This window comes from Enterococcus sp. DJ147D b (assembly GCF_058216655.1).
Genome location: NZ_CM177104.1, coordinates 2,281,982 through 2,303,500 on the forward strand (window position 1 = coordinate 2,281,982; position 21,519 = coordinate 2,303,500).

At 37.0% G+C, this 21,519-nt stretch carries 22 protein-coding genes, 1 pseudogene and 1 other annotated feature; of the genes and pseudogenes, 6 read left to right on the forward strand and 17 right to left on the reverse strand.

Translation table 11 applies throughout. The features are described from left to right. The first annotated feature begins 12 nt into the window (after positions 1-12). Positions 13-1,812 (forward strand): glycoside hydrolase family 35 protein, encoded by a 1,800-nt coding sequence (locus AC4BD1_RS10760; RefSeq protein WP_490485600.1) that lies wholly within the window; start codon positions 13-15, stop codon positions 1,810-1,812. 343 nt (positions 1,813-2,155) lie between these two features. On the opposite strand, the gene AC4BD1_RS10765 is transcribed toward AC4BD1_RS10760, so the two are convergent. The 3 genes from AC4BD1_RS10765 to nagB all read right to left on the reverse strand — a co-directional run bounded on the left by AC4BD1_RS10765 (position 2,156) and on the right by nagB (position 5,853). Continuing rightward, a complete protein-coding gene (locus AC4BD1_RS10765) occupies positions 2,156-2,992 on the reverse strand; it encodes a hypothetical protein (RefSeq protein WP_490466501.1) in 837 nt (278 codons plus the stop codon). After that, positions 2,979-4,721, reverse strand: coding sequence for a DUF2264 domain-containing protein (locus AC4BD1_RS10770; RefSeq protein WP_206910240.1), 1,743 nt, complete (start codon positions 4,719-4,721; stop codon positions 2,979-2,981). The genes AC4BD1_RS10765 and AC4BD1_RS10770 overlap by 14 nt, the downstream gene beginning before the upstream one ends. A 430-nt stretch (positions 4,722-5,151) precedes the next feature. Further along, positions 5,152-5,853 (reverse strand): glucosamine-6-phosphate deaminase, encoded by a 702-nt coding sequence (nagB, locus tag AC4BD1_RS10775; RefSeq protein WP_490485601.1) that lies wholly within the window; start codon positions 5,851-5,853, stop codon positions 5,152-5,154. Positions 5,854-6,090: 237 nt separating this feature from the next. On the opposite strand from nagB, the gene AC4BD1_RS10780 reads away from it, so the two are divergent. Then, positions 6,091-7,623, forward strand: a complete 1,533-nt coding sequence (locus AC4BD1_RS10780) for an ABC-F family ATP-binding cassette domain-containing protein (RefSeq protein ID WP_206910242.1) — start codon at positions 6,091-6,093, stop codon at positions 7,621-7,623. Positions 7,624-7,726: 103 nt separating this feature from the next. On the opposite strand, the gene AC4BD1_RS10785 is transcribed toward AC4BD1_RS10780, so the two are convergent. The 6 genes from AC4BD1_RS10785 to rplK form a co-directional block, all read right to left on the reverse strand. After that, positions 7,727-8,908, reverse strand: a complete 1,182-nt coding sequence (locus AC4BD1_RS10785) for an MFS transporter (RefSeq protein WP_206910244.1) — start codon at positions 8,906-8,908, stop codon at positions 7,727-7,729. A 68-nt stretch (positions 8,909-8,976) separates the two neighbouring features. After that, complete coding sequence (locus AC4BD1_RS10790; protein ID WP_490485602.1) at positions 8,977-9,672, reverse strand: TVP38/TMEM64 family protein; 696 nt, start codon at positions 9,670-9,672, stop codon at positions 8,977-8,979. A 713-nt stretch (positions 9,673-10,385) separates the two neighbouring features. Further along, complete coding sequence (gene rplL / locus AC4BD1_RS10795) at positions 10,386-10,754, reverse strand: 50S ribosomal protein L7/L12 (protein ID WP_067482950.1); 369 nt, start codon at positions 10,752-10,754, stop codon at positions 10,386-10,388. 50 nt (positions 10,755-10,804) lie between these two features. Then, positions 10,805-11,308, reverse strand: a complete 504-nt coding sequence (gene rplJ / locus AC4BD1_RS10800) for a 50S ribosomal protein L10 (protein ID WP_206897643.1) — start codon at positions 11,306-11,308, stop codon at positions 10,805-10,807. Positions 11,309-11,518: 210 nt separating this feature from the next. Continuing rightward, positions 11,519-11,644: a sequence feature (ribosomal protein L10 leader region), on the reverse strand. 82 nt (positions 11,645-11,726) lie between these two features. Continuing rightward, positions 11,727-12,416, reverse strand: a complete 690-nt coding sequence (gene rplA / locus AC4BD1_RS10805) for a 50S ribosomal protein L1 (RefSeq protein WP_067482954.1) — start codon at positions 12,414-12,416, stop codon at positions 11,727-11,729. 108 nt (positions 12,417-12,524) lie between these two features. Continuing rightward, the gene (gene rplK, locus AC4BD1_RS10810) at positions 12,525-12,947 is read right to left on the reverse strand and encodes a 50S ribosomal protein L11 (RefSeq protein ID WP_206897644.1); all 423 of its coding nucleotides are present in this window, start codon (positions 12,945-12,947) and stop codon (positions 12,525-12,527) included. A gap of 332 nt (positions 12,948-13,279) precedes the next feature. On the opposite strand from rplK, the gene sdaAB reads away from it, so the two are divergent. Then, positions 13,280-13,948: an L-serine ammonia-lyase, iron-sulfur-dependent subunit beta gene (gene sdaAB / locus AC4BD1_RS10815; protein WP_206910246.1), complete on the forward strand. Its 669-nt coding sequence runs from the start codon at positions 13,280-13,282 to the stop codon at positions 13,946-13,948. A gap of 17 nt (positions 13,949-13,965) precedes the next feature. Further along, positions 13,966-14,838, forward strand: coding sequence for an L-serine ammonia-lyase, iron-sulfur-dependent, subunit alpha (sdaAA, locus tag AC4BD1_RS10820; protein WP_206910247.1), 873 nt, complete (start codon positions 13,966-13,968; stop codon positions 14,836-14,838). A 215-nt stretch (positions 14,839-15,053) separates the two neighbouring features. Here the strand turns inward: sdaAA and AC4BD1_RS10825 are convergent, their stop codons facing one another. Next, positions 15,054-15,311 carry a hypothetical protein gene (locus AC4BD1_RS10825; protein ID WP_490466505.1) on the reverse strand — a complete coding sequence of 86 codons (258 nt, stop codon included), beginning with the start codon at positions 15,309-15,311 and terminating at the stop codon, positions 15,054-15,056. A 36-nt stretch (positions 15,312-15,347) separates the two neighbouring features. Then, positions 15,348-15,476 (reverse strand): annotated as a pseudogene (locus AC4BD1_RS10830) (helix-turn-helix transcriptional regulator); the annotation flags it as partial. 171 nt (positions 15,477-15,647) lie between these two features. On the opposite strand from AC4BD1_RS10830, the gene AC4BD1_RS10835 reads away from it, so the two are divergent. Further along, positions 15,648-16,052, forward strand: a complete 405-nt coding sequence (locus tag AC4BD1_RS10835; RefSeq protein WP_490466506.1) for a hypothetical protein — start codon at positions 15,648-15,650, stop codon at positions 16,050-16,052. 396 nt (positions 16,053-16,448) lie between these two features. Here the strand turns inward: AC4BD1_RS10835 and AC4BD1_RS10840 are convergent, their stop codons facing one another. The 5 genes from AC4BD1_RS10840 to rpmG all read right to left on the reverse strand — a co-directional run bounded on the left by AC4BD1_RS10840 (position 16,449) and on the right by rpmG (position 19,693). Next, complete coding sequence (locus tag AC4BD1_RS10840; RefSeq protein WP_206910249.1) at positions 16,449-17,549, reverse strand: lactate oxidase; 1,101 nt, start codon at positions 17,547-17,549, stop codon at positions 16,449-16,451. Positions 17,550-17,709: 160 nt separating this feature from the next. Beyond that, positions 17,710-18,537, reverse strand: a complete 828-nt coding sequence (locus AC4BD1_RS10845; RefSeq protein WP_490486032.1) for an alpha/beta fold hydrolase — start codon at positions 18,535-18,537, stop codon at positions 17,710-17,712. A 166-nt stretch (positions 18,538-18,703) separates the two neighbouring features. Continuing rightward, positions 18,704-19,249, reverse strand: a complete 546-nt coding sequence (gene nusG / locus AC4BD1_RS10850) for a transcription termination/antitermination protein NusG (protein WP_206910250.1) — start codon at positions 19,247-19,249, stop codon at positions 18,704-18,706. 99 nt (positions 19,250-19,348) lie between these two features. Next, positions 19,349-19,519, reverse strand: a complete 171-nt coding sequence (gene secE, locus AC4BD1_RS10855; RefSeq protein ID WP_067482982.1) for a preprotein translocase subunit SecE — start codon at positions 19,517-19,519, stop codon at positions 19,349-19,351. Positions 19,520-19,540: 21 nt separating this feature from the next. After that, positions 19,541-19,693 (reverse strand): 50S ribosomal protein L33, encoded by a 153-nt coding sequence (gene rpmG / locus AC4BD1_RS10860; RefSeq protein ID WP_067482984.1) that lies wholly within the window; start codon positions 19,691-19,693, stop codon positions 19,541-19,543. Between the two features lie 159 nt (positions 19,694-19,852). Here rpmG and cbpA point away from each other — a divergent pair, with 159 nt between their 5' ends. Continuing rightward, positions 19,853-20,491, forward strand: a complete 639-nt coding sequence (cbpA, locus tag AC4BD1_RS10865; protein ID WP_067482986.1) for a cyclic di-AMP binding protein CbpA — start codon at positions 19,853-19,855, stop codon at positions 20,489-20,491. Positions 20,492-20,685: 194 nt separating this feature from the next. On the opposite strand, the gene AC4BD1_RS10870 is transcribed toward cbpA, so the two are convergent. Beyond that, positions 20,686-21,183, reverse strand: coding sequence for a QueT transporter family protein (locus AC4BD1_RS10870; protein ID WP_490466507.1), 498 nt, complete (start codon positions 21,181-21,183; stop codon positions 20,686-20,688). Between the last annotated feature and the right edge of the window lie 336 nt (positions 21,184-21,519).

Below are 21,519 nucleotides of genomic sequence, written 5' to 3' on the forward strand. Positions count from 1 at the left end.
GGAGAAAAAACGATGCAGACATTTGAAATCAAAGAAGATTTTTTACTTGATGGAGAACCCATCAAATTAATCAGCGGAGCGATTCACTACTTTCGACTAGCACCTGCTCAATGGGAAGACAGCCTATATAATTTAAAAGCTTTAGGCGCCAACACGGTTGAAACCTATATTCCTTGGAACATCCATGAACCTCAAGAAGGAACTTTTGAGTTTGAAGGAATAAAAGATGTTGTAGCTTTTGTTAAGTTAGCACAAGAATTAGGTTTGATGGTTATTTTGCGTCCTTCTGTTTACATTTGTGCTGAGTGGGAATTCGGTGGTTTACCAGCTTGGCTTCTGAAAGAACCTGGTATACGATTACGCTCAACTGATCCTCGATTTATGGAAAAAGTCAAAAATTATTATACTGTTTTGCTACCAAAACTAGCACCGCTTCAAGTCTCTCAAGGTGGCCCTGTTATCATGATGCAAATCGAAAATGAGTATGGTTCATATGGCATGGAAAAAGAATATCTTCGCCAAACAAAACAACTGATTGAATCTTTTGCTATTACGGTTCCTTTATTTACCTCTGATGGTTCTTGGCCTGAAGTTTTAGATGCGGGAACATTGATTGAAGACGATGTATTTGTGACTGGAAATTTTGGCAGTCGTTCAAAAGAAAATGCAAACGTTTTAAAAAAATTCATGGAACAACATGGAAAAAATTGGCCCATCATGTGTATGGAATACTGGGATGGTTGGTTTAATCGCTGGAACGAACCCATTATCAAACGTGATCCACAAGATTTAGCAAATGAAGTCAAAGAAATGCTGAAAATTGGCTCTCTTAATCTGTACATGTTCCATGGTGGTACAAATTTTGGCTTCTACAATGGCTGTTCAGCTCGAGGAATGACCGACTTACCACAAGTTACCAGCTATGATTATGATGCATTGTTAACTGAATCTGGTGAACCAACTGAAAAATACTATCTCGTGCAACAAGCAATCAAAGAAGTCTGTCCTGATGTTTGGCAAGCAGAACCAAGAACGAAAAAATTGAGTGCCCTTGGAAATTATCCAGTAACAGAAAGTGTTTCCTTTTTCAAAACAAAAGATCAAATGATGACGGGAATTGCTTCTCCTTACCCATTAACCATGGAAAATATCAGTACAGGTTATGGCTATATCCTCTATTCTGCTCAGTGGAAAAATTATCAGCACGAAAATAAATTACGACTTGTTGAAGCAAGTGATCGTGCGCATATCTATAGTGATGGCAAGCATCAGGCTACACAATATCAAGAAACACTCGGTGAAGAAATCATGATTACTGGTCAAAAAGAAAACGAGGTAATCCAAATCGATGTATTAGTAGAAAATTTAGGTCGAGTGAATTACGGAGCTAAATTAAATGGTCCTACACAGTCAAAAGGCATTCGTGGGGGCATCATGCAAGATATCCATTTTCATCAAGGATATGTTCACTATCCATTGACGTTGGAAAAAGAACAACTCGAAAAAATTGATTACCAAGCTGGAAAAGTACCAGAGCAACCTTCTTTTTATCAATTCAAGTTTGATTTAGCAGACACTGCAGATACGTTTATTGATTGCTCCCGTTATGGTAAGGGCGTTGTAGTTGTCAACGGAATCAATCTGGGGCGTTATTGGAATCAAGGGCCACTTCTAACTCTATATTGTCCAAAAAGTTTCTTGAAACAAGGAGAAAATGAAGTTGTGATTTTTGAGACGGAAGGAGTGAAAATCGAAGAACTTTGTTTTGTTGATGCACCGAAGGAAAAAGTTATTGATCGACCAAACCTGTAAAGGTTGTGGCTCCAAGCGCTCAGCTCCAAAAAAATATTGAGCAACTGACTAAAATAGCTTTTCATATTTTGGGACAGTTGAGAGTTATTTCGAGGAGTTGCTTGGGGAACACCGTGAATGAGGTTGTGGCTCCAAGCGCCCAGCTTCAAGCAATAAGGATACTTTTCTAACAATGGCTTCCCTTTTTTCTATGAAAAAGAGGTATTACCAAAGTGTGGATACTTTGGCAATACCTCAATTGAAGTTATGAATCAAAGTATCCACTTCAACGACTAATTACAACTCGTACATAGCAAAAACAGCTGGAGCGTTTACTTCAGCCGTTTTTGCTATGTTCTTTTAATTATTCATCGCGAATATTTCGTCCAAAGACTTCGATTTGTGTTAATGCTGGAAATGGTGAGTCATCATTTGCTTTTTTCAAGTTTTTTAGTGTTAGTTTGCTTGTTTTTTTCAGTGGAAAAGTAATTTCTTGGAATGACAAGGCATCTGTCGTAGGTACAACCAGCGTTTCGCCATCTGAAAAAAGTAACGTGATTTCTGTCCAAAAACTATCATGTGGAAAATCTCCGCGAAAGAGCACTTGTACCCGATCTGTCTCAATCATTCGTCCAAAATCGATAACTAACTCTGCATCTGCTTGTTGATTGATTCCCCAAGAAGCAAATGGATAGGAACCATGAGAAAGGTTGCCATATTTACCATCAATCGCATTTTTAGCAAAAAAGACAGCATCATTTCGTGTTTCTACATTTGCAAACGCATGCGGATAAACACCTGTATCATTTTTTTGGTCATGTGTATTGATGGACAAGTTTTGATAGTTAGTGATTTCAAATTCATAAGCTTTACGAATCATCAACTGATGTCGAGTTGATTGAAATCCAGTTTCTACACTTGATTTCATCAAGGATTCCTCCAAAGGAAAATGATATTCCCATTTTTCTTCGGGCAAATAAATCAAATTTGGTGCTAATGTCTCATCTAACTGAACGACAAAATAACTTTCATTTGCCTCTGTAGTCACTACGACTTTATCGCCCAACTGATAACGGTAATCTTTAATTGCCAAAACAGCCATATCTTCTCCCATTGCTTCAAATGGTCCTACTTCTTTGTTATGATCGATTTTTCCAATAATTGGTTGATTGTATTGATTTTTCAAACTAATTTTCAGCATGTTTTTCTCCCTTTTCTGTTATGCCACCAACTAAACAAATCAAGCGATGTGTTCCGGGTTGCAAATGATTTTTCAAATACGGTAAGCTAGTCCGCGGGAAAAACAAAGAAGTATTTGCTTCCAATTGCGTGACCTTTGCTTCTTCATATCCTTCAACAGCTATGATTTGCGAGCATAACTCTTCTGAATTGATTTTCGCGGATAATGGCTCAATTATGCCTCCAATGTTTTTCCCTTTTAACGGTAAACTAAAACCCCCTTCTCTGATTTCAATTGGGATCATCGTTTTGATTTCATGGAATCGTACGTGCCATTCACCAAAAGGATAAATCGCTGTCTGAATTTCTACTTCTTCAAAGGGTTGCCAGAGATAGCTTACACAATTGTTATCCGCGTGATAAGAAATGACTTCTCCTTTCACTCGGTAAGATTGACCGTCTCTGGAAACTGCCAGAACATTATCAAACGCACCCGCTTCATACTCGACGCCAGCTTTTGGGACACTAAACCCAAACTTGGTTGAATAGACAAATTTACTGTATTTCGCTTCTGCATGCGCTTGGTGATACACTAGATTTCCAAATGGATACCCCAATACATGCTGTCCATTTTTTGCCTGAACGATGAACATATTTCCTGTAGTTATAAACTGGTTTTCTTTTTTTTCGATTGGTTCTGGCTCTGCTTGCCAAAATGGATGTGTTCGTTCCGTAGCTAATAATAAGAAAATCTTCAATGCCCAATAGGGTGATCCTGGAGCATTATATCCTTCTGCCATGACAAGATTCTCGTAGTGGTACCCAATTGACAATCGTCCATCAAAAGTAAAGATATCGTGTGTCAGCCACGTCTGTAGATGATTGGATAAAAGTGTTTTCATTTGTCCCCAAGGAATTGCTTCAACCTCTGCAAAAATCAGTGCTGAAAAAAATGCACCTTGAGCAAACCGATAAGTCAGACTTCGTCCGTACGGTAGTGCCTCGCCATCTGAGTCAAAGAAATAAATAAATTCTTGCGCAAATCTTTTAGCACGAGCAACAAATTTATCTGCCCATTCTGGTAGTTCTTCTTTCATGAATTTCGCAAAAATCAACCCGTAATAATGAAAAGCAAAAGGCACATAATAATCTTTTTGTGTGAGTTTTCCATCCACATACCAACCATTTTCAATCGCCATTGTATCAATCAAAGTCAATTCTTCAATCAATTTTTTCTGATTCAACTTTTCTCCGCAATGAGCTAGTGCCAAACGAATCAGTACTTTGAAAAAAGTCCAATTATTTTTCGGAATTTTTTTATCCAATGCTTGAGTCAACCAAGCAACAAGATTTCGTTGATCCTTGGTTGACATTTCCAGCCAAAAATAATCTTTATCTAATAATAAAGTTAGTGAAAGTGCAGCCATTTCAACGATATATTGATCATAGTCTTCGACTGCTCCCCAGTAGAATGGGCTGTCTGGGTTGGTCCCATTTGAAATCTTTTGGATATAAGCATCTCTTAATTCATCCTCTTGCTTCGTTGTCCAATACGGGCCTAAGCCCCAAAGCACACGGATAAGCGCTTCCATATCTGCGCGTTTTTGATCGTATACTGCGCCACTACTCCCCAAGTGTAATCCGGATAATTCCGAATGAATCATCTCATCTCGTAAAGGTTGAATCATGTCTTCCAATGCGTACTGAAAATCTTCGCGCGTAAAAAAATGACTTTTTTCTTCCTGATACACTCAATCTCCCCCTTGCCTCTTTCAATCAAGGATAACAAGGTACTATTGCTTTTTCAACTTAACATTTTTTTCAAAATGAATGTTAGATGAGAAAAAAATTTTTTAGCCACTAACTTAACCTATTAACTTTGTACGAGGCATTTTTAATTCCAAGGATTCAGCCGGCTTTTCGTTTTTACTTAACCTAAAACAAATGAAAAATTTTTTATCAAATAATTTTCCCTTTTTTAAAATAAAAATGGCTATCACGAATGCCTCATTGAAATATACACAAGAAAATAGGAGATAAGACAAAAGTTTTGCCCTATCTCCTATTTCTGAATATCTCAAGCAACTCTATCAAAATAGCTTACATTCATTGCAAAATATGAAAAGTTATTTTGAATGCTTGCTCGCTATCTTGTCGGAGCTGATTGCTTGGAACCTCTTCTTATAGCTTGCTTGCAGCTTCTTCGTCGATGATTACAACAACATTATCATGGTTTTGCAATGCACTTGCTGGCATTTCTGTTGTCACAGGTCCATCAACCATTCCTTTGATGGCGTCTGCTTTGTTTTCGCCATAAGCCATCAAGACGATTTTCTTTCCTTTAAGAATTGAACCAATTCCCATTGAAACAGCTTTAGTTGGTACATCTTCCACTTTGTCAAAGAAGCGTTTATTCGCATTGATTGTTGATTCAGTTAAGTCAACGACAGAAGTTGTTCCGTCAAATGGCGCACCAGGTTCGTTGAAACCAATGTGTCCATTTTGACCAATTCCTAAGATTTGGATATCAATTGGATTTTCGTCAATTGTTTTGTCATATTCTTTACATGCAGCAGCTAAATCTTCTGCTTTACCATTTGGTACATAAGTTGCTTTGAATGGTTTTTTATCAAATAATTGAACGTTCATAAAATGACGGTAGCTTTGTTCATCTGATCCGCCTAGTCCAACATACTCATCTAAGTTAACAGAAGTCATGTCACTAAAATCAATGTCGCTTGAAGTCATTTCTTTATATAAAGTAATTGGCGTACTACCTGTTGCCAAACCTAAAACCTTTGCCCCATTTGCCATGCCATCTTTGATTATTTCAAAAGCTTTTTTGCCGCCTTCTTCAGCGTTTTTCACACGAATGATTTCCATAGTGATTACTCCTTTGCGTTTTGGTATAGCCCAATTATAGCACCCTTTTTTTCAGATTACAATAATTAGTATAGACCAAATTTGAATTTTTTTCATTTTCTTGACATTTTTCATTCATTTGTGTTAGTTTGCATAAGACGAGGTAATTAAATTGATTTTTGCTGCATTTTAACCAGGATACTTGACGACTGCGGACAGAACTGTCTGCAGTTTTTTTACTATTAAGAAGGAGAAATTATGAGTATATTAACACTAACAAATATCACCCAACAATTCGGTGATAAAATTCTTTATGAAGACATTCAACTACAATTAAATGCTGGCGAGCATTTAGGACTGATTGGTCAAAATGGTGCGGGAAAAAGTACCTTGATCAAAATTATCACAGGGGAAATTCTTCCAGATAACGGTCATATCCAATGGCAAAAGAATATTCATCGTGGCTATTTAGATCAGTACGTCGAAGTCGATGAACAATTGACAATCCAAGAATTTCTGAAAACTGCTTATGCTGATGAATTTGAAAAAGAACAAAAAATCGGCGAACTTTATACCCAATATGGTGAGACGTTTGATGACTCCCTACTTGAAAAAGCAGGAAAATTACAAACCGAACTCGATCAAGGTATCTTTTATCAAATTGATACGCTTGTAGCTGAAATGAGTAGTGGGCTTGGCTTAGACGTGTTAGGCACCAATACATTATTAAAAGAACTGAGCGGTGGACAACGTTCAAAAGTAATCTTAGCCAAATTACTTTTAGAAAATCCAGATGTTTTAATCTTAGATGAACCTACAAACCATTTAGATGATCAACACATCCAATGGCTGACACAGTTTCTGCAAAGCTTTCAAGGTGCATATATCGTGATTTCCCATGATCAAGAATTTTTAGATCAAATCACTACACACATTGCAGATATCGAATTCGGTCAATTAACAAAATACACAGGTCATCTAAAACAAGCTTTGAAACAAAAAGAACAAAATCGAGAAAGTTATTTACGACAATATCATGCGCAGCAAAAACAAATCGAGAAAACTGAAGCTTATATTCGTAAATACAAAGCTGGCTCTCGCTCAACCATGGCAAAGAGTCGTCAAAAACAATTAGACAAAGTTGATCGATTGAAACCGCCAACCAATACAGCAACTGCTGTATTTGATTTCCCTTTCACACCAATTGTCACAACATTAGCACTAGAGACAACCGATTTAGTCATTGGGTACGAACGACCTCTGCTATCACCTATCAACTTGACGATTCGTTTTGGTGAAACTGTTGCGATTCGTGGCTTTAATGGGATTGGAAAATCGACATTGCTTAAAACCTTAATTGGTGAAATCAAACAATTAGATGGTCAGTTTCATTTTCCAGAAAACACCAAAATCAATTATTTTTCACAAGATTTAACTTGGGAAAATCCATTGGAAACACCGTTACAATATTTAAGTGGGCACTTTCCTAAAGCAACAATCAAAGAATTACGTCGTCAATTAGCCAAAGCTGGCTTAGTCAACCAGCTGGCAAGCGAACCTCTAGCTACACTAAGTGGTGGTGAGCAAACAAAAGTAAAACTTGCACAGATGACTATGAACAGTGGGAATCTACTGATTTTAGATGAACCTACAAACCATATTGATCACGAAACGAAAGCAAGTTTACAAAAAGGGATTCAACAATTTACAGGAACTGTCTTAGTTGTTTCCCATGAACAAGAATTTTATCAAGAACTGGTTGATCGAGTGATTGAAATCGAAACGACTTAGACAACGTACAGCAACAATCACTTAGCAAATAAAACGTGCCAAATCAAAAGGTGAAGCAAAACGAAATGAGGTTTTGCTTCACCTTTTTTTAGTGCTAACTTTTTTATTTTTTACGGAATAAAATCAATTGACAGAAATAAGCACATGCTTGAAAAGCTAAGCCTGCAAGAGTGACACCCATCCAGCCGAAATGTTCCCACATCGTTGTACCTACTAACGATCCTGTTGCTCCACCAATAAAATACATGAACATAAAAATCGTATTATTGCGGTTACTTGCTTCTTCACCCAGACCTTGGACACGTGCTTGATTAGACACTTGACCAAACTGATTCCCAACATCTAATAAAATAATTGCAAATAACAAAAGTGCTAAATGGTCGCCGCCAATGAGAAGTAAAACGAAACTCAGTGTTTGCATCCACAACCCCATCGAAATAATCTTTCTTTCCGAATAAGAATCTGCTAAACGTCCCACAATTGGTGCCGCAACAGCTCCCGACAAACCAAAAATTGCTAAGATCCCTGCTTCAAATGTCCCCCAATGATACGCAGGGCTGCTAATATAAAAAATCAACGTTGACCAAAAAATCGAAAACGTTCCAAACATAAAAAAGCCATTGAATGCCGATTCACGTAATAAACGTTGTGATACAAATAAATGCGGTAAGCTCTTCAAAGAATCAACATAAGAAACGGATGCTTTTCGATTTTCTTGTGTTCTTGGTAATTTTTCATAAAGCAATACTGTTAATAATCCCACAGCGACCAGTGCAAATAAATAGACCATCCGCCAAGAAAATACACTGGCAATAATACCTGATATCGTTCTCGATAATAAGATCCCAATCAATAAGCCACTTAATAATTGACCCATTACTTTTCCGCGTGCTGCTGAACCTGCTAAAACAGCCCCATATGGAATAATGATTTGTGGCACGATAGACAATAATCCAATTAAGAAAGATGCACATGCAAATAACGTAAACGATGGCGCAAAAAAAGCAGCCAATAATGAAATAGCCGATAATGCAGCCATCCGAATAATCAATTTAGGTCGATTGACAACATCTCCCAATGGTACTAAGAACAACAAGCCCAAAGCATAGCCGAGTTGCGTCAACATGGTTAAAATACCAATTGCACTTGTACTAACTGAAAAACTTGTTGCTACTTTTGTTCCAATCGGTTGGATATAATACATATTGGCAACCACGACACCACAAGTAGTTGCTAGTAAAGTCGTCAATGCTCCTGTTAATTGAATTTGTTTTTTTTGTTCCATTCTTTCCCCTCACTTCCAACTAATAGTGTAGCTCTTTCATCAAAGAAATGAAATCATCTATGAATATTTTATTCACTTTTCTTTTCCATACCTAACCGATGTTTTTCACGATCTTTATAAATAATCACAACTAACCCAATCAGTAAAAGTACACTTGCAACAATTCCTACTGCTGTTTTGCTATAGCCATGAAACAATGCTTCACCCCCGCAAGCATATAAGATTGATGAAGGTAATACGCCTAAAATCACTGACATCGTCACTTGTTTTAAAGATAAATTTAGTGTATATGCTGTAAAACTGACAATGGAGGAAGGAATTACTGGTACCATGTAGCCAATCATCACACCTATTTTAGGGTGTCTCATTCGAGTAATCGCTTTTACCCAACGGTTTTCTTTGGTTGATCGATCCAAAAAAGATATATGATGCAATAAAAAAATAGCAAATAAGTTCCCTATGGCATTCCCACTAATATTGATGAAACTTCCAACAACTGGACCATAACTAACCCCCACTAAGATACCGACAATCGATGTTGGAATCCCCGGCACCACACACATTACTGTTGTTAATAAAATCAGTAATATTGCAGTGAGTACCCCATGAGAACGTACTGTTTTTTGTAATAACGCCTGACTTGCCTTAGGATTTAGCAAGATAGCAAGATCCTTTGCATACTGCAAATAGACATGATAGCCAATCAATAAAATCAATCCGATACCACATAGAATCAAAATGAGTTGAATCCTTCGCTTTTTCATTGATACTCCTTTTCTCAACTATTTCTTTTATTTCTTATTTTAGCATAGGTTTCACTTTCTTTGCTTCCTCCTTCATTCAGCCTATCTCAGCTCCAATCTTTTTATTTTCTTTATGTATTCGCTTTTTAACCAAAGTAAAGTCTATTTATTCCTTCTCTATTCAAAGCTCAATCCCTAATCTTCAATAGATTATCAAAAATATTGATTAGAATACTGCTCACTTCCAAAAAGTAGGATTAACTAGTTTACCCCAAAAAATATTTTTCAATGCTGACATTTGGAATAGCCATAATACTTATCCTATACTTTCATTATAATCACGTATTGATTCTTAATAGCATTTGTTGAAAAAAAACAGACAATTAGTAAACATAGATAATTCAAACTATCCCTAGCGTTCAACTTTATCTAGATATTTTTCGCCTATTTCAACGTCCAAATTCTTTTTCTTCTCGTGAAAAATGTAATTGGTGATACTGTTCAAATTACACTTGATGTTTTTGTAGAACAGATACAACAAACACATAAAATATCAAAAAAGTAAAAAAGCCAATTTATAACTCTCTAGCTCTTACTGGAACATTATTCCGTGAGAGTTTTTTTGTCTCGCGTTAGACTCATGTTTTGACATCATCAAGTAGCAAGTATAACAAGTATAATAAAAAAGCATCGAAATCCTTGATGGGATTTCGATGCTCTATAATCAGCAAAAATTATTTAACTGTTACTGATGCGCCAACTTCTTCAAGTTTAGCTTTTAATTCTTCAGCTTCGTCTTTAGACACGCCTTCTTTAACTGGTGCAGGAGCGCCATCAACTACTGCTTTAGCTTCTTTCAAGCCTAAGCCAGTTGCTTCACGAACTGCTTTGATAACTTTAACTTTTTGGTCTCCAGCTGCAGTTAATTCTACAGTGAATTCAGTTTGTTCTTCAGCTGCAGCACCTGCTACAGCACCAGCTGCAGCTACAGGAGCAGCAGCAGATACGCCAAATTCTTCTTCAATAGCTTTAACTAGGTCGTTAAGTTCTAGGATAGTTGCTTCTTTTAACTCAGCAACGATGTTTTCAATGTTCAATGCCATGATAATTTCCTCCATTAAATGTTGTTTGTTTTATTTATGCTATGCGGCTATTAAGCTGCATCTCCATCTTCTTTGTCTGCGACTGCTTTGACAGCGTAAGCCACGTTGCGGACTGGCGCTTGTAGTACAGATAGCAACATAGAAAGAAGTCCTTCGCGGTTTGGCAATTTTGCCAAGGCTGTAATTTCTTCCAATGAAGATACTTTACCTTCGATGATACCGCCTTTGATTTCTAATGCTTTTGCGTCTTTAGCAAATTCATCCATGATTTTTGCTGGTGCAACTACATCTTCGTTACTAAATGCAACGGCTGTAGGGCCAGTAAATACTTCGTCCAAGCCTTCTAATCCAGCTTGTTTTGCAGCACGTGAAAGGATAGAGTTTTTGATAACTTTCATTTCTACGTTTGCATCACGAAGTTGTTTACGCAAGCGAGTTACTTCATCAACAGTTAGTCCACGGTAGTCAACGACTACTACAGATGCTGCTGCTGTAAATTTTTCACTTACTTTATCAACGATCTCTGCTTTTTTTGCGATTGCTGCTTCACTCATTTTGAGTTTCACCTCCTGAATTTTGATGGAAGAGTCTTTAGTTACCTCATTACGCTGTTCAAAAGGAATCCTTTTTACTTTGCTTAATCAGTATTGTTTATCCTCTAATCACTTTGCTCTTAGTGATTCAATCTCGCATTGCTCGAAAGGAAACTCCTTTCACTTTGCTCAACGAGTAATGTTCATCAGCTAACCTCTCCGCTCTTAGTGATTCACAATAAAAAAACCCTATGCCACCGTAGACATAGAGGGACTATTGAAATTATTCAATAAACGTCCTCGGTAGGAAATTAAGGCAAAGCCACCTACTGTCTTCGGTACAAGTTAATTATTAACCTCAACTAGCTTAGCACGCTAAACTAGTTGAGTCAAGAATTATTTTTCAGTTGGATCAATCAACTTTCTAATTTAATTCAAATTAGAAAGAAGCTTGGTCAACGTGGATACCAGGTCCGAATGTTGTTGTTACAGTAACATTCTTCATGTATTGACCTTTAGCTGCTGATGGTTTAGCTTTCACTAATACATCATGGATTGTTTGGAAGTTTTCGATAAGTTTTGCGTCATCGAATGAAACTTTACCGATTGGAACATGTACGTTACCAGCTTTGTCAACGCGGTAAGTTACTTTACCAGCTTTTACTTCGTTAACAGCTTTTGTTACGTCCATTGTAACTGTTCCAGTTTTAGGGTTAGGCATTAAGCCTTTAGGTCCTAATACACGACCTAATTTACCAACAGTTGCCATCATGTCAGGTGTTGCAACAACTACGTCAAAGTCAAACCATCCACCTTGGATTTTTTGAACCATGTCGTCGTCACCAACGAAATCTGCACCAGCTGCTTCAGCTTCTTTTGCTTTTTCGCCTTTAGCAAATACTAAAACAGATTGTGTTTTACCAGTTCCGTTTGGTAATACAACAGCACCACGAATTTGTTGGTCTGCTTTTTTAGGGTCAACATTCAAACGGTAAGCAACTTCAACAGTTGCGTCGAATTTTGCAATGTTAGTTTCTTTTGCCAAAGCTACTGCTTCTGCAACAGGATAAACTTTACTTGAATCAACTTTTTTTAATGCATCTTGCATTTTTTTGCTCTTTTTAGCCATTTTGTTTCCTCCTTGATTGTGGTTATAACGGTTGTACCTCCCACGTGTTCTATATCTTTCAATACAGAGCCAACTGAGAAGCTACTTTCTTGGGGTCGTTAGAATAAATTATTCTACAACGATACCCATGCTTCGTGCAGTTCCTTCAACCATGCGCATTGCTGATTCAACGTTAGCAGCGTTTAGGTCTTCCATTTTCAACTCAGCGATTTCTCTTACTTGATCGCTAGAAATTGTAGCAACTTTATTTTTGTTTGGTTCGCCTGAACCTTTTTCGATTTTAGCTGTTTTTTTCAATAAAACTGCAGCTGGTGGTGTTTTTGTAACAAAAGTAAATGAACGGTCTTCATATACTGAAATTACAACTGGGATAATCAAGCCTGCTTGATCAGCTGTACGAGCGTTGAATTCTTTAGTGAATCCCATAATGTTGATACCCGCTTGACCTAGTGCAGGACCTACTGGTGGTGCTGGAGTTGCTTTACCTGCAGGAATTTGCAATTTAACGATTTTTTCTACTTTCTTTGCCACGAGACATACCTCCTTAAGTCCGTGATGTGGTTAATTGGAGATACATATTTCTCCTCCCACGTTTTCATCTATCAATTTTTTAAAAAGTTAGATAAAAATGCGCATTTCAATGCACACTGATACATTATAGCAAATTCAATCATATTTTCAAGAATTTTTTCGATTATTTTTAGAGTTATGAGAAAAAAGTGCTAAAAATTTTCTTATAAAAGGAAAGATTTTTCTCTTTCTCTCACCCTTTTGTGCTAAACTTACGCCAGAATAAATAAATGTACGAAAAATGAAGTTTTTTATAGAAACTTTTTTCCTTAAGAATTTGACGAGGTGAAAAAATGAAAGAGTTAAAGTATAGAAGTGTTTTTGATATTATCGGACCAGTGATGATTGGTCCAAGCAGTTCTCATACTGCAGGTGCAGCTAGAATTGGAAAAGTGATTCGCAGTATTTTTGGCGAACAACCAGATTCTGTTGAGATTTACCTTTATGAGTCCTTTGCAAAAACGTATCGTGGTCACGGTACCGATATTGCTTTAGTTGGTGGTTTGTTGGGAATGGAGCCTGATGATGAGCGTTTAGCTGATTCACTAAAATTAGCGTATGAAGCTGGGATGGAAGTTTTGTTCGTACCTAAAAGTGAAAAAGCAGAGCATCCGAACTCAGTTAAAATGCTTTTAACAAAAGGAAAACGCAAATTGTCAGTGACAGGCATCTCGATTGGGGGCGGAAATATCCAGATTTCCGAACTTAATGGTTTCAAAATTTCTTTAAGCATGGGAACACCAACACTGATCGTTGTCCATCAAGATGTTCCTGGGATGATCGCTAAAGTGACCAATATTCTTTCCGAAACAAACACAAATATCGGAACGATGACCGTGACAAGAGAATCAAAAGGTGAAAATGCCATTATGATTATCGAAGTGGATGATCCACAAGTCGAAGAAACTGTCCGAAAACTACAACAGCTACCACATATTGATAGCGTGAATTACTTTGATTAAAGGAGTCTGCAAAGCCTATGTTTTTATCAATTGAAGAATTAGTCGAACAAGCAAAAGACTACTCATCTGTCGCAGAGCTAATGATTGCAACTGAGATGGAAATGAGTGGCCGTTCGCGCGAACAAATCATTCAAATCATGGAAAAAAATCTAACAGTCATGGAGCAATCGATCACTGAAGGAAAAGCTGGAGTCACTTCTGTTACAGGAATTACTGGCGGAGATGCGAAACGTTTAGATGCTTACTTGGAACAAGGTGATTTTTTAAGTGGTGACACGATTTTAACAGCTGTAAGAAATGCTATTGCAGTGAATGAAGTTAACGCCAAAATGGGGCTTATCTGTGCGACGCCTACTGCTGGAAGTGCGGGTGTTGTCCCGGGTGTGCTAATGGCCGTTCGTGAACGTCTTTCTTTAACACACGAGCAGCAACTAGATTTTTTATTCACAGCAGGAGCTTTTGGATTAGTCATTGCAAACAATGCTTCAATCAGCGGTGCCGAAGGTGGTTGTCAAGCAGAGGTTGGTTCTGCTAGTGCGATGGCAGCTGCAGCTTTAGTTTGTGCAAAAAATGGCACACCGCATCAAGCTGCTCAAGCAATTGCCATCACATTAAAAAATATGATGGGGCTAATCTGTGATCCTGTCGCTGGACTAGTAGAAGTTCCCTGTGTGAAACGAAATGCTTTAGGTTCCTCACAAGCTTTTATTTCCGCAGACATGGCACTTGCAGGAATCGAAAGTGTCATTCCACCAGACGAAGTAGTTGCGGCTATGTATCAAGTTGGACGCCAAATGCCATCGATTTTCAAGGAAACGGCTGAAGGCGGTTTGGCTACGACACCTACTGCACAACGATTAACCAATGAACTGTTAACTAAACAAACTTAAAAAGGTCGGGGCAGATAATTCTGCCTCAGCCAAACTGAAGACAACAACCATGAAAGGATGGTTGTTGTCTTCAGTTTTTTTCTTTGTTTATATGTGAGAATCGAAAACTTCATGCATTCCAATTTCATACCTCAACGGGCTACTACGTTGAAATACGTTGTTACACAACGATTTTTAGTTCAATAATGATTACTTCTATGGATTATCTGCTCTATTTATTTATAACCCACAAAATAAAGAAACACTATAAGCATCGTTAAAATATCAAGCACAACGATCACAATCATCAGTGCAATCGCTCGTTTAAATTGTTTTGGAATAATTTTATTCTTCCACGTAAAAATCATGGAAAGGGCGATGGGTGCGGAGTAAGGAATAAACACCGCAATTACTAAAAGAATAATCAAAGCAAAATTCCATAATTTCAAATCTTGTATCTCAAATAGCCTATTTTTTCTAACTCGTTTGTTCATCCTTTCTGAATCCACCACTTCATTTTCAGAATAAAAATAATCAATTGGCAAATTAAACAATTGAGCTAATAAAATAATATTATCCGTAGTAGGAATCGCTCGTTGGTTTTCCCAATTAGAAATTGTTTGTCTAGAAACTAAGATTTTTTCTGCTAATTCTTCTTGTGTTAGTTTTTTTCAATCTTTCTGCTTTTGTTTTTTGGTGCATACGATCAAACAACCCCCTTTCTTATCAAATTTTACGAATGTAAAGTCTTATGTAAAACACCTTTGCTAGTTAGTTACATCATTGCGTAGTAAGTTATTTTTGTAAAAAAAAAATTTTAGAAAGAAGTGTTGAGAAGGTTAGCAAAAAATTTAAAAGTTGTTACAGGTTTATTATCAGTTATTACAATTTCCGGAGCTCTTGTCCCAACAGCTACTGTCTTAGCTGAAGAAAATAATCAGATTAGCCTGACTAATGAACAAACAAGCACACAAGAAATATATGTCCTCAATGAAAATAATCAAAACTATAACCAAGCTGTGAAGTATTTAAAAGAACATGCCACTAGTTTATCCGTTACATACTTTAAAGAATATTTTTACGGAAAAACTGTCACTTCTGAAAATCACGATGCATTGTTGGATGGTTATCTTGAGTTTTTAAGTACCAAACCTCATTCTAGAGTTGGTATTGAAGTCATTTTAGGAATTATCGCCTCTTCTATTGCAATTATTCAAGGAATGTATAATCGTTAATTTATTTTATGAAAGGACTAAAAATGAACATCTTCAGGGATATTTTCAAATTTTTTATTGATCACTATGATTTTATCGCAATCTTATTACTCTCAGGAGCTGTAATATCTTTATCTGTCAAATTAGCTAGACAGCAAGATGAAATTGACCAAATTAAGCAGCAACTTCACACTTACGAAGTACAAGATCTTTTATCAAGAAAAAAGAAGTAGCCGAGCTTACTAGGTTGATAGTTCTTACAAAATATTTGATGATAAAGTGGCTGTGACAAAGGTGTTTCGCTTCAAGCAATAAGTACACTTTATAAAAAAGAGCAGTGACAATATGTTTGTCACTGCTCTTTTTTTATTGATAGATTTAAATATAGCTAGAAAGTTTTTGGTTACACTTTCTCACCTAATCCAACAATGTCGTATTTTTTACTTCTTCAATTGTTTTTGTACCAGCTAATTGCATAGTAATGGATAGTTCTTTATTGAAATGTTCAAAGACGGAAGTTACACCTTCTGCTCCACCTAAGTTCAATCCGTAAATCACTGGACGACCAATTGCTACTAGATCCGCACCACTTGCCAATGCTTTGAAAACATGTTCACCACGACGTACACCTGAATCAAAAACAATTGGTACGCGTTTATTAACTGTTGCAGCAATCATTGGTAATACTTCAAATGAGGCAGGACCACCGTCTAATTGGCGTCCACCATGGTTTGAGACCCAAATGCCATCTGCTCCAGCAGCAATTGCAACTTCAGCGTCTTCTGGTGATTGAATGCCTTTTACAAAAACAGGAAGATGTGTAAATTCTTTGATTTTTTTGATGTCCTCTGGAACTAACCCTTGTTTAGCCGCTGCATAAATTTCAGCGATTCCTTTTCCTTCACCATTTCCGCTAGCACTTTGTTCACTATAAGCAGCTAAGTTAGGCATTGGTAAAGGGAATTGGAATTGATTGATGACATCTTCTTCACGATAGCCACCTAATGTCGAATCCGCTGTAAGAATAATTGCTTTTGCTCCGGCTTCCATCGCTTGTGTCAAAATAAATTCATTGAAGCCATCATCTTTACTCATATATAGTTGGAAAAATTGTGGTGCATCTGGTGCTGCTGCAGCGGCATCTTTAATTGTTGTATTCGCATACGTGCTGATTGAGAAAATTGAACCAGCAGCTGCGACACCTTTTGCAGTATCTGCCTCCCCTTTTTCATGAGCTAATCCTTGTGCAGCTGATGGTGCTTGAATAATTGGTGTATCTAGATCAATGCCGAAAATAGATGTGTGTAAATCAGCATGATCAATCCCGCGTAAGACGCGTGGCATAATTTTTTTAGTATTGAATGCAGAAGTATTTTCTTTCATTGTCCATTCATCTTCAGAGCCGCCACGAATATACCCGAAAGCACCTGCTTCCATGCGTTCTCTCACGCGACCTTCTAGTGATGCAATATTCACGATTTCGATTGGATGTTCTTCATTACTTGTATGATAAGTCATTTTGACTCCTTCTTTCTTTTCAACTTTACAAAAGTAAGTATATTACTCTTACAAAAAGTAAGCAAATATTTATACTCGAAAAAAAGAGCACTAGCTTAAAATAGCTACCGCTCAATTTATTTCAACTAAAAATTTTTATTTTACTGCACTTTCCTAAATTCTATTCTTTCGCTTCCCACAGAAATTTCTGGACAAGTTTATCTACTTCTTGATTTTCATGCAGCATACTATGAGAAGCATTATCTCCTTCAACGACATGTTCCTCCACTTGATTACCATGCTGGGTTAGCAACGCAAATACAGCTAACGCACTATTGAGCGGTACCGTTCCATCACTTAAATCCGTTTGGCTCAATTGCCCCGCAATCAATAATATCTTGGTCTGCGTAGGAACATTGTCGATCATTCGCTGATAGTCTTGGTAACGACTAGAAGTTACCGCTGATCCATTGGCTAATTCATCTGATAATGTTTGTGTGCTATCATCAACAAAATCATTAAATGGCGCACCAATTGCTACAAATTTTTTGACTTGAGGTAATGAATTCTCTTGACCATAAGTTGCTAAGTAGCGCAACGCACTCACGCCCCCCATCGAATGACCAACAACATTCACTTTTTCCACGCCATATGTTGTTTGTAAATAGGCTAAACAGTTTTTGATCCATTCCGTCTGATTCCATTCATTGTTGACATTATCAGTAAACAAAACTTGAACCATTGGATTTTCTGCCTGTTGGTTTAACTCTCCCGTTGCTTGAACCGTTCCATCTGGGCGCACAGTCAACTGAAGGGATTGTTTTGCTACTTGATTTTCTTCTAGCCGTTGCAACATGCCCTTAAAAGAATTGACTGTTCCACTGTAGCCATGAAAAAAAAGTGTTGGGGTCGTTGACTTCTTTGGAGCCTCGCTTGTTTGTGTCGTTTTTTCAATTTGCGTAGATGCGCTGGAACTAGCTTTGCTCGTTGTTCTTTGACAACCAGCCATGATGACCAGCCCTAATAAAAGAAAGCTAGTGAACAAAGCAAAATTGATTTTCTTTGAACGAATTTTTTTCAATGACTTTTTCCTCCTTTAATAAGTGATCGTCTTGTTTACTAAAAAAACCTGAAGCGCTAATCACTGGGATCAACAATTCAGGTTTTTTGTTTAATTAGTCAATTTTATCTACTTGATCGAAGTCAAGCTCAGTGCTTGTTTCGCGACCAAACATATCGATATTTACTTTTAGTTTTTCTTTTTCTTCATCGACTTCAGTCACGTGTCCTTCAAGTCCAGCAAATGCACCTTCAATGATTTTCACTGTTTCACCAACGCCAACTTCTAAATCATTTTGACGCACACTCATACCGATTGAACGTAAAATGTGATTTGCTTCTTCAGGTAACAAAGGAGCGGGCTTACTGCCGGCGCCGTGAGATCCTACAAAACCAGTTACTCCTGGCGTATTACGAACAACATACCAAGAACCGTCGGACATAATCATTTCAACTAGGACATACCCAGGGAATGTTTTATGAACCGTTTCTTTTTCTTTGCCATTTTTTATTTCAGTCTCTGTTTCTTCTGGGACAACGACACGAAAAATATAATCAGCCATTTTCATGCTTTGCGCACGAGATTCAATGTTTGCCTTTACCTTATTTTCATAACCAGAATACGTGTGCAGCACGTACCAATTTTTTTCAAAAGATTCCATTTACGGCTCCTCATTTCGTTGTAAAATAAAAAAACCTCAGTCACCCGAAGTTTTTCTTCCACCCAATTGTAGCACAAATCAAGCTCATTTACTAGCGTCTTATTTAAGAACTAGTGCAAATAAGCTTTGGATTGCCGTGTCCATAATGAAAAACATCAAAGCAAAAATAATTGATGTTTCAATGACAACTAAAGTGTCACGACGCAATTGTCTTTTTGTTGGCCAAGTCACTTGTTTCATTTCAGCCAGTACACTTTTAATAAATTTCACCGCTGTGTCCTCGTTTCCTTCTTATTTTGTTTCTTTATGTAATGTGTATTGATTACAATATTTACAAAATTTATTGATTTCCAAACGCGCGCCACTTTTTCCTTCACTAACCGATTTGGTGTAGTTTCGAGAGCCACAAACGGAACAAGCTAATGCAGCTTTTTTCTTTGCCATCCGTGTCTACCTCCTAACTGAAAATCAAATTTATACCTATTAACATTAGCATGAAAATAAGTTCTTGTCAATTTGTGGTAAGTACGAGCTATTGTTTTATAAATACTTATGATATGATTAGTAAGAAATGAAGTAAAAATGAGATATGGAGGTATTATTATGCTACTTAAAACACTTGTATATAAGAAAAAAGATCTAACAACTGTAACCGAAACAAACACATTAGAAGAAGCACTTGAAATCTTAGAAACATCTGGTTATCGTTGTGTACCAATTTTAGACGAATCTGGGAAAATCTTCCGCGGAAACATCTACAAAATGCACATCTATCGTCATAAAGCAAATGGCGGAGATATGACTTTACCAGTCACTCACTTGTTAAAAAATGCGACAAAATTTATTTACGTGAACACTTCATTCTTTAAAGTGTTCTTCACGATTAAAGAGTTACCTTATATTGCTGTTCTCGATGATGAAAATCATTTCTATGGCATCTTGACTCACAGTACATTGCTAAACATGTTGTCACAATCTTGGAGCGTTGAGCAAGGAAGCTACGTTCTAACTATTGCTTCTACGGGTAAGCAAGGTGACTTAGCAGCTATTTCTAAAATCATTTCTAAATACAGCAGCATTGCCAGCTGTATCACACTGGATATCGGCAAAGACGAATTTATTCGTCGCACATTGATTACTTTGCCAGCTGATACTGATCAAAAACTTTGCGATACGATTGTTGAGCATTTGGAACGTAAAAACTATAAAGTTGTTGAAATCGAAAACTTAAGAGATATGTAAATAACAAAAAGTTACGCTAACTTGGCGTAACTTTTTTTCGTATGAGATTTTATTTCTATCTTTTTTAGACAGACTCTAAAAAATACAAAAAGAACTAACCTTCACTCTACAAGAAAATTGGCTAGTTCTTTCTAAATTTATGGATTCACTTGTCACTGTTTTTAGGATGTTGTCTACTGCTCTGATTAGAAAATCTATACTCTTTTATCAAATCCAATTGCTCGATTCAAGTAATACATAATTGGTGCAGAGATTGCCATTGTCACGAATTCACTCAATGCCAATGTTCCATAAGTGATCCAAAAAGGTTTGCCACCTGTTGGCACTAGCATGTACGCAATCAAAATCATACTCACTGTGAAAAATAAAGTATTCAATGCCAAACGAACTTTGACGTTTTTTACTTTATTATGCAATAAAGCTGTAATACCTAGTGCAAGTAATGTTTGTCCTCCACCGAACAAGACATCTAAAATACCAAAACCAAAAAAAGCATTATACACAACTACACCGCCTAAGACGCCCCATAATAGTTTTCGATTAAAGACGACTAAGTGATTCAAGCTTTCTGAAATTCGGATCTGAACTGGTCCTGATGAAAGTGGTGTAACAAAAGTCAACGCTAAATATAAGGCCATTACAATTCCATTAATCATTACTACTCTTAAACGCTGATTACTTTTTGTTTTCATTTCCTTTTCCTCTTTTCTCCTAGTTTTGTTAACGCGGGATGGTCGACGAACCGCAAAAGGTATTATAGCAGATGTCTTTTACTTTTCAACCATGCTTTTATTTTTTAAGCAACAGTCACAATTGTAAACGTTTGCAAAAACGGTGTGTTTTATGGTATAAAATAAGTGTAAGAGGACATAGGAATTCCCCGTCACGCAAACGAAGTAGGTTTTGCACGCAGAGAATTGTTATGAACTTAAATAAACAACAGAAAGGTGTGGGAATTTGAGCTACCTCTTACTATTACCAAGGTCTAGCAAGCAGCGGAAGAACTAAGTGGACATTTCGAACCTTAG

What these genes read in the sequence shown, in the direction of transcription:
- AC4BD1_RS10760 (WP_490485600.1), top strand. Translation starts at nt 13, where the DNA reads ATGCAGACATTTGAAATCAAAGAAGATTTTTTACTTGATGGAGAACCC.
- AC4BD1_RS10765 (WP_490466501.1), bottom strand. Translation starts at nt 2,992, where the DNA reads ATGCTGAAAATTAGTTTGAAAAATCAATACAATCAACCAATTATTGGA.
- nagB (WP_490485601.1), bottom strand. Translation starts at nt 5,853, where the DNA reads ATGGAAATCATTCGTGTGAAAAACGCTGAAGAAGGCGGCAAAAAAGCT.
- AC4BD1_RS10780 (WP_206910242.1), top strand. Translation starts at nt 6,091, where the DNA reads ATGAGTATATTAACACTAACAAATATCACCCAACAATTCGGTGATAAA.
- AC4BD1_RS10785 (WP_206910244.1), bottom strand. Translation starts at nt 8,908, where the DNA reads ATGGAACAAAAAAAACAAATTCAATTAACAGGAGCATTGACGACTTTA.
- AC4BD1_RS10790 (WP_490485602.1), bottom strand. Translation starts at nt 9,672, where the DNA reads ATGAAAAAGCGAAGGATTCAACTCATTTTGATTCTATGTGGTATCGGA.
- rplL (WP_067482950.1), bottom strand. Translation starts at nt 10,754, where the DNA reads ATGGCATTGAACATTGAAAACATCGTTGCTGAGTTAAAAGAAGCAACT.
- rplJ (WP_206897643.1), bottom strand. Translation starts at nt 11,308, where the DNA reads ATGAGTGAAGCAGCAATCGCAAAAAAAGCAGAGATCGTTGATAAAGTA.
- rplA (WP_067482954.1), bottom strand. Translation starts at nt 12,416, where the DNA reads ATGGCTAAAAAGAGCAAAAAAATGCAAGATGCATTAAAAAAAGTTGAT.
- sdaAB (WP_206910246.1), top strand. Translation starts at nt 13,280, where the DNA reads ATGAAAGAGTTAAAGTATAGAAGTGTTTTTGATATTATCGGACCAGTG.
- sdaAA (WP_206910247.1), top strand. Translation starts at nt 13,966, where the DNA reads ATGTTTTTATCAATTGAAGAATTAGTCGAACAAGCAAAAGACTACTCA.
- AC4BD1_RS10825 (WP_490466505.1), bottom strand. Translation starts at nt 15,311, where the DNA reads ATGAACAAACGAGTTAGAAAAAATAGGCTATTTGAGATACAAGATTTG.
- AC4BD1_RS10840 (WP_206910249.1), bottom strand. Translation starts at nt 17,549, where the DNA reads ATGACTTATCATACAAGTAATGAAGAACATCCAATCGAAATCGTGAAT.
- AC4BD1_RS10845 (WP_490486032.1), bottom strand. Translation starts at nt 18,537, where the DNA reads ATGGCTGGTTGTCAAAGAACAACGAGCAAAGCTAGTTCCAGCGCATCT.
- nusG (WP_206910250.1), bottom strand. Translation starts at nt 19,249, where the DNA reads ATGGAATCTTTTGAAAAAAATTGGTACGTGCTGCACACGTATTCTGGT.
- rpmG (WP_067482984.1), bottom strand. Translation starts at nt 19,693, where the DNA reads ATGGCAAAGAAAAAAGCTGCATTAGCTTGTTCCGTTTGTGGCTCTCGA.
- cbpA (WP_067482986.1), top strand. Translation starts at nt 19,853, where the DNA reads ATGCTACTTAAAACACTTGTATATAAGAAAAAAGATCTAACAACTGTA.
- AC4BD1_RS10870 (WP_490466507.1), bottom strand. Translation starts at nt 21,183, where the DNA reads ATGAAAACAAAAAGTAATCAGCGTTTAAGAGTAGTAATGATTAATGGA.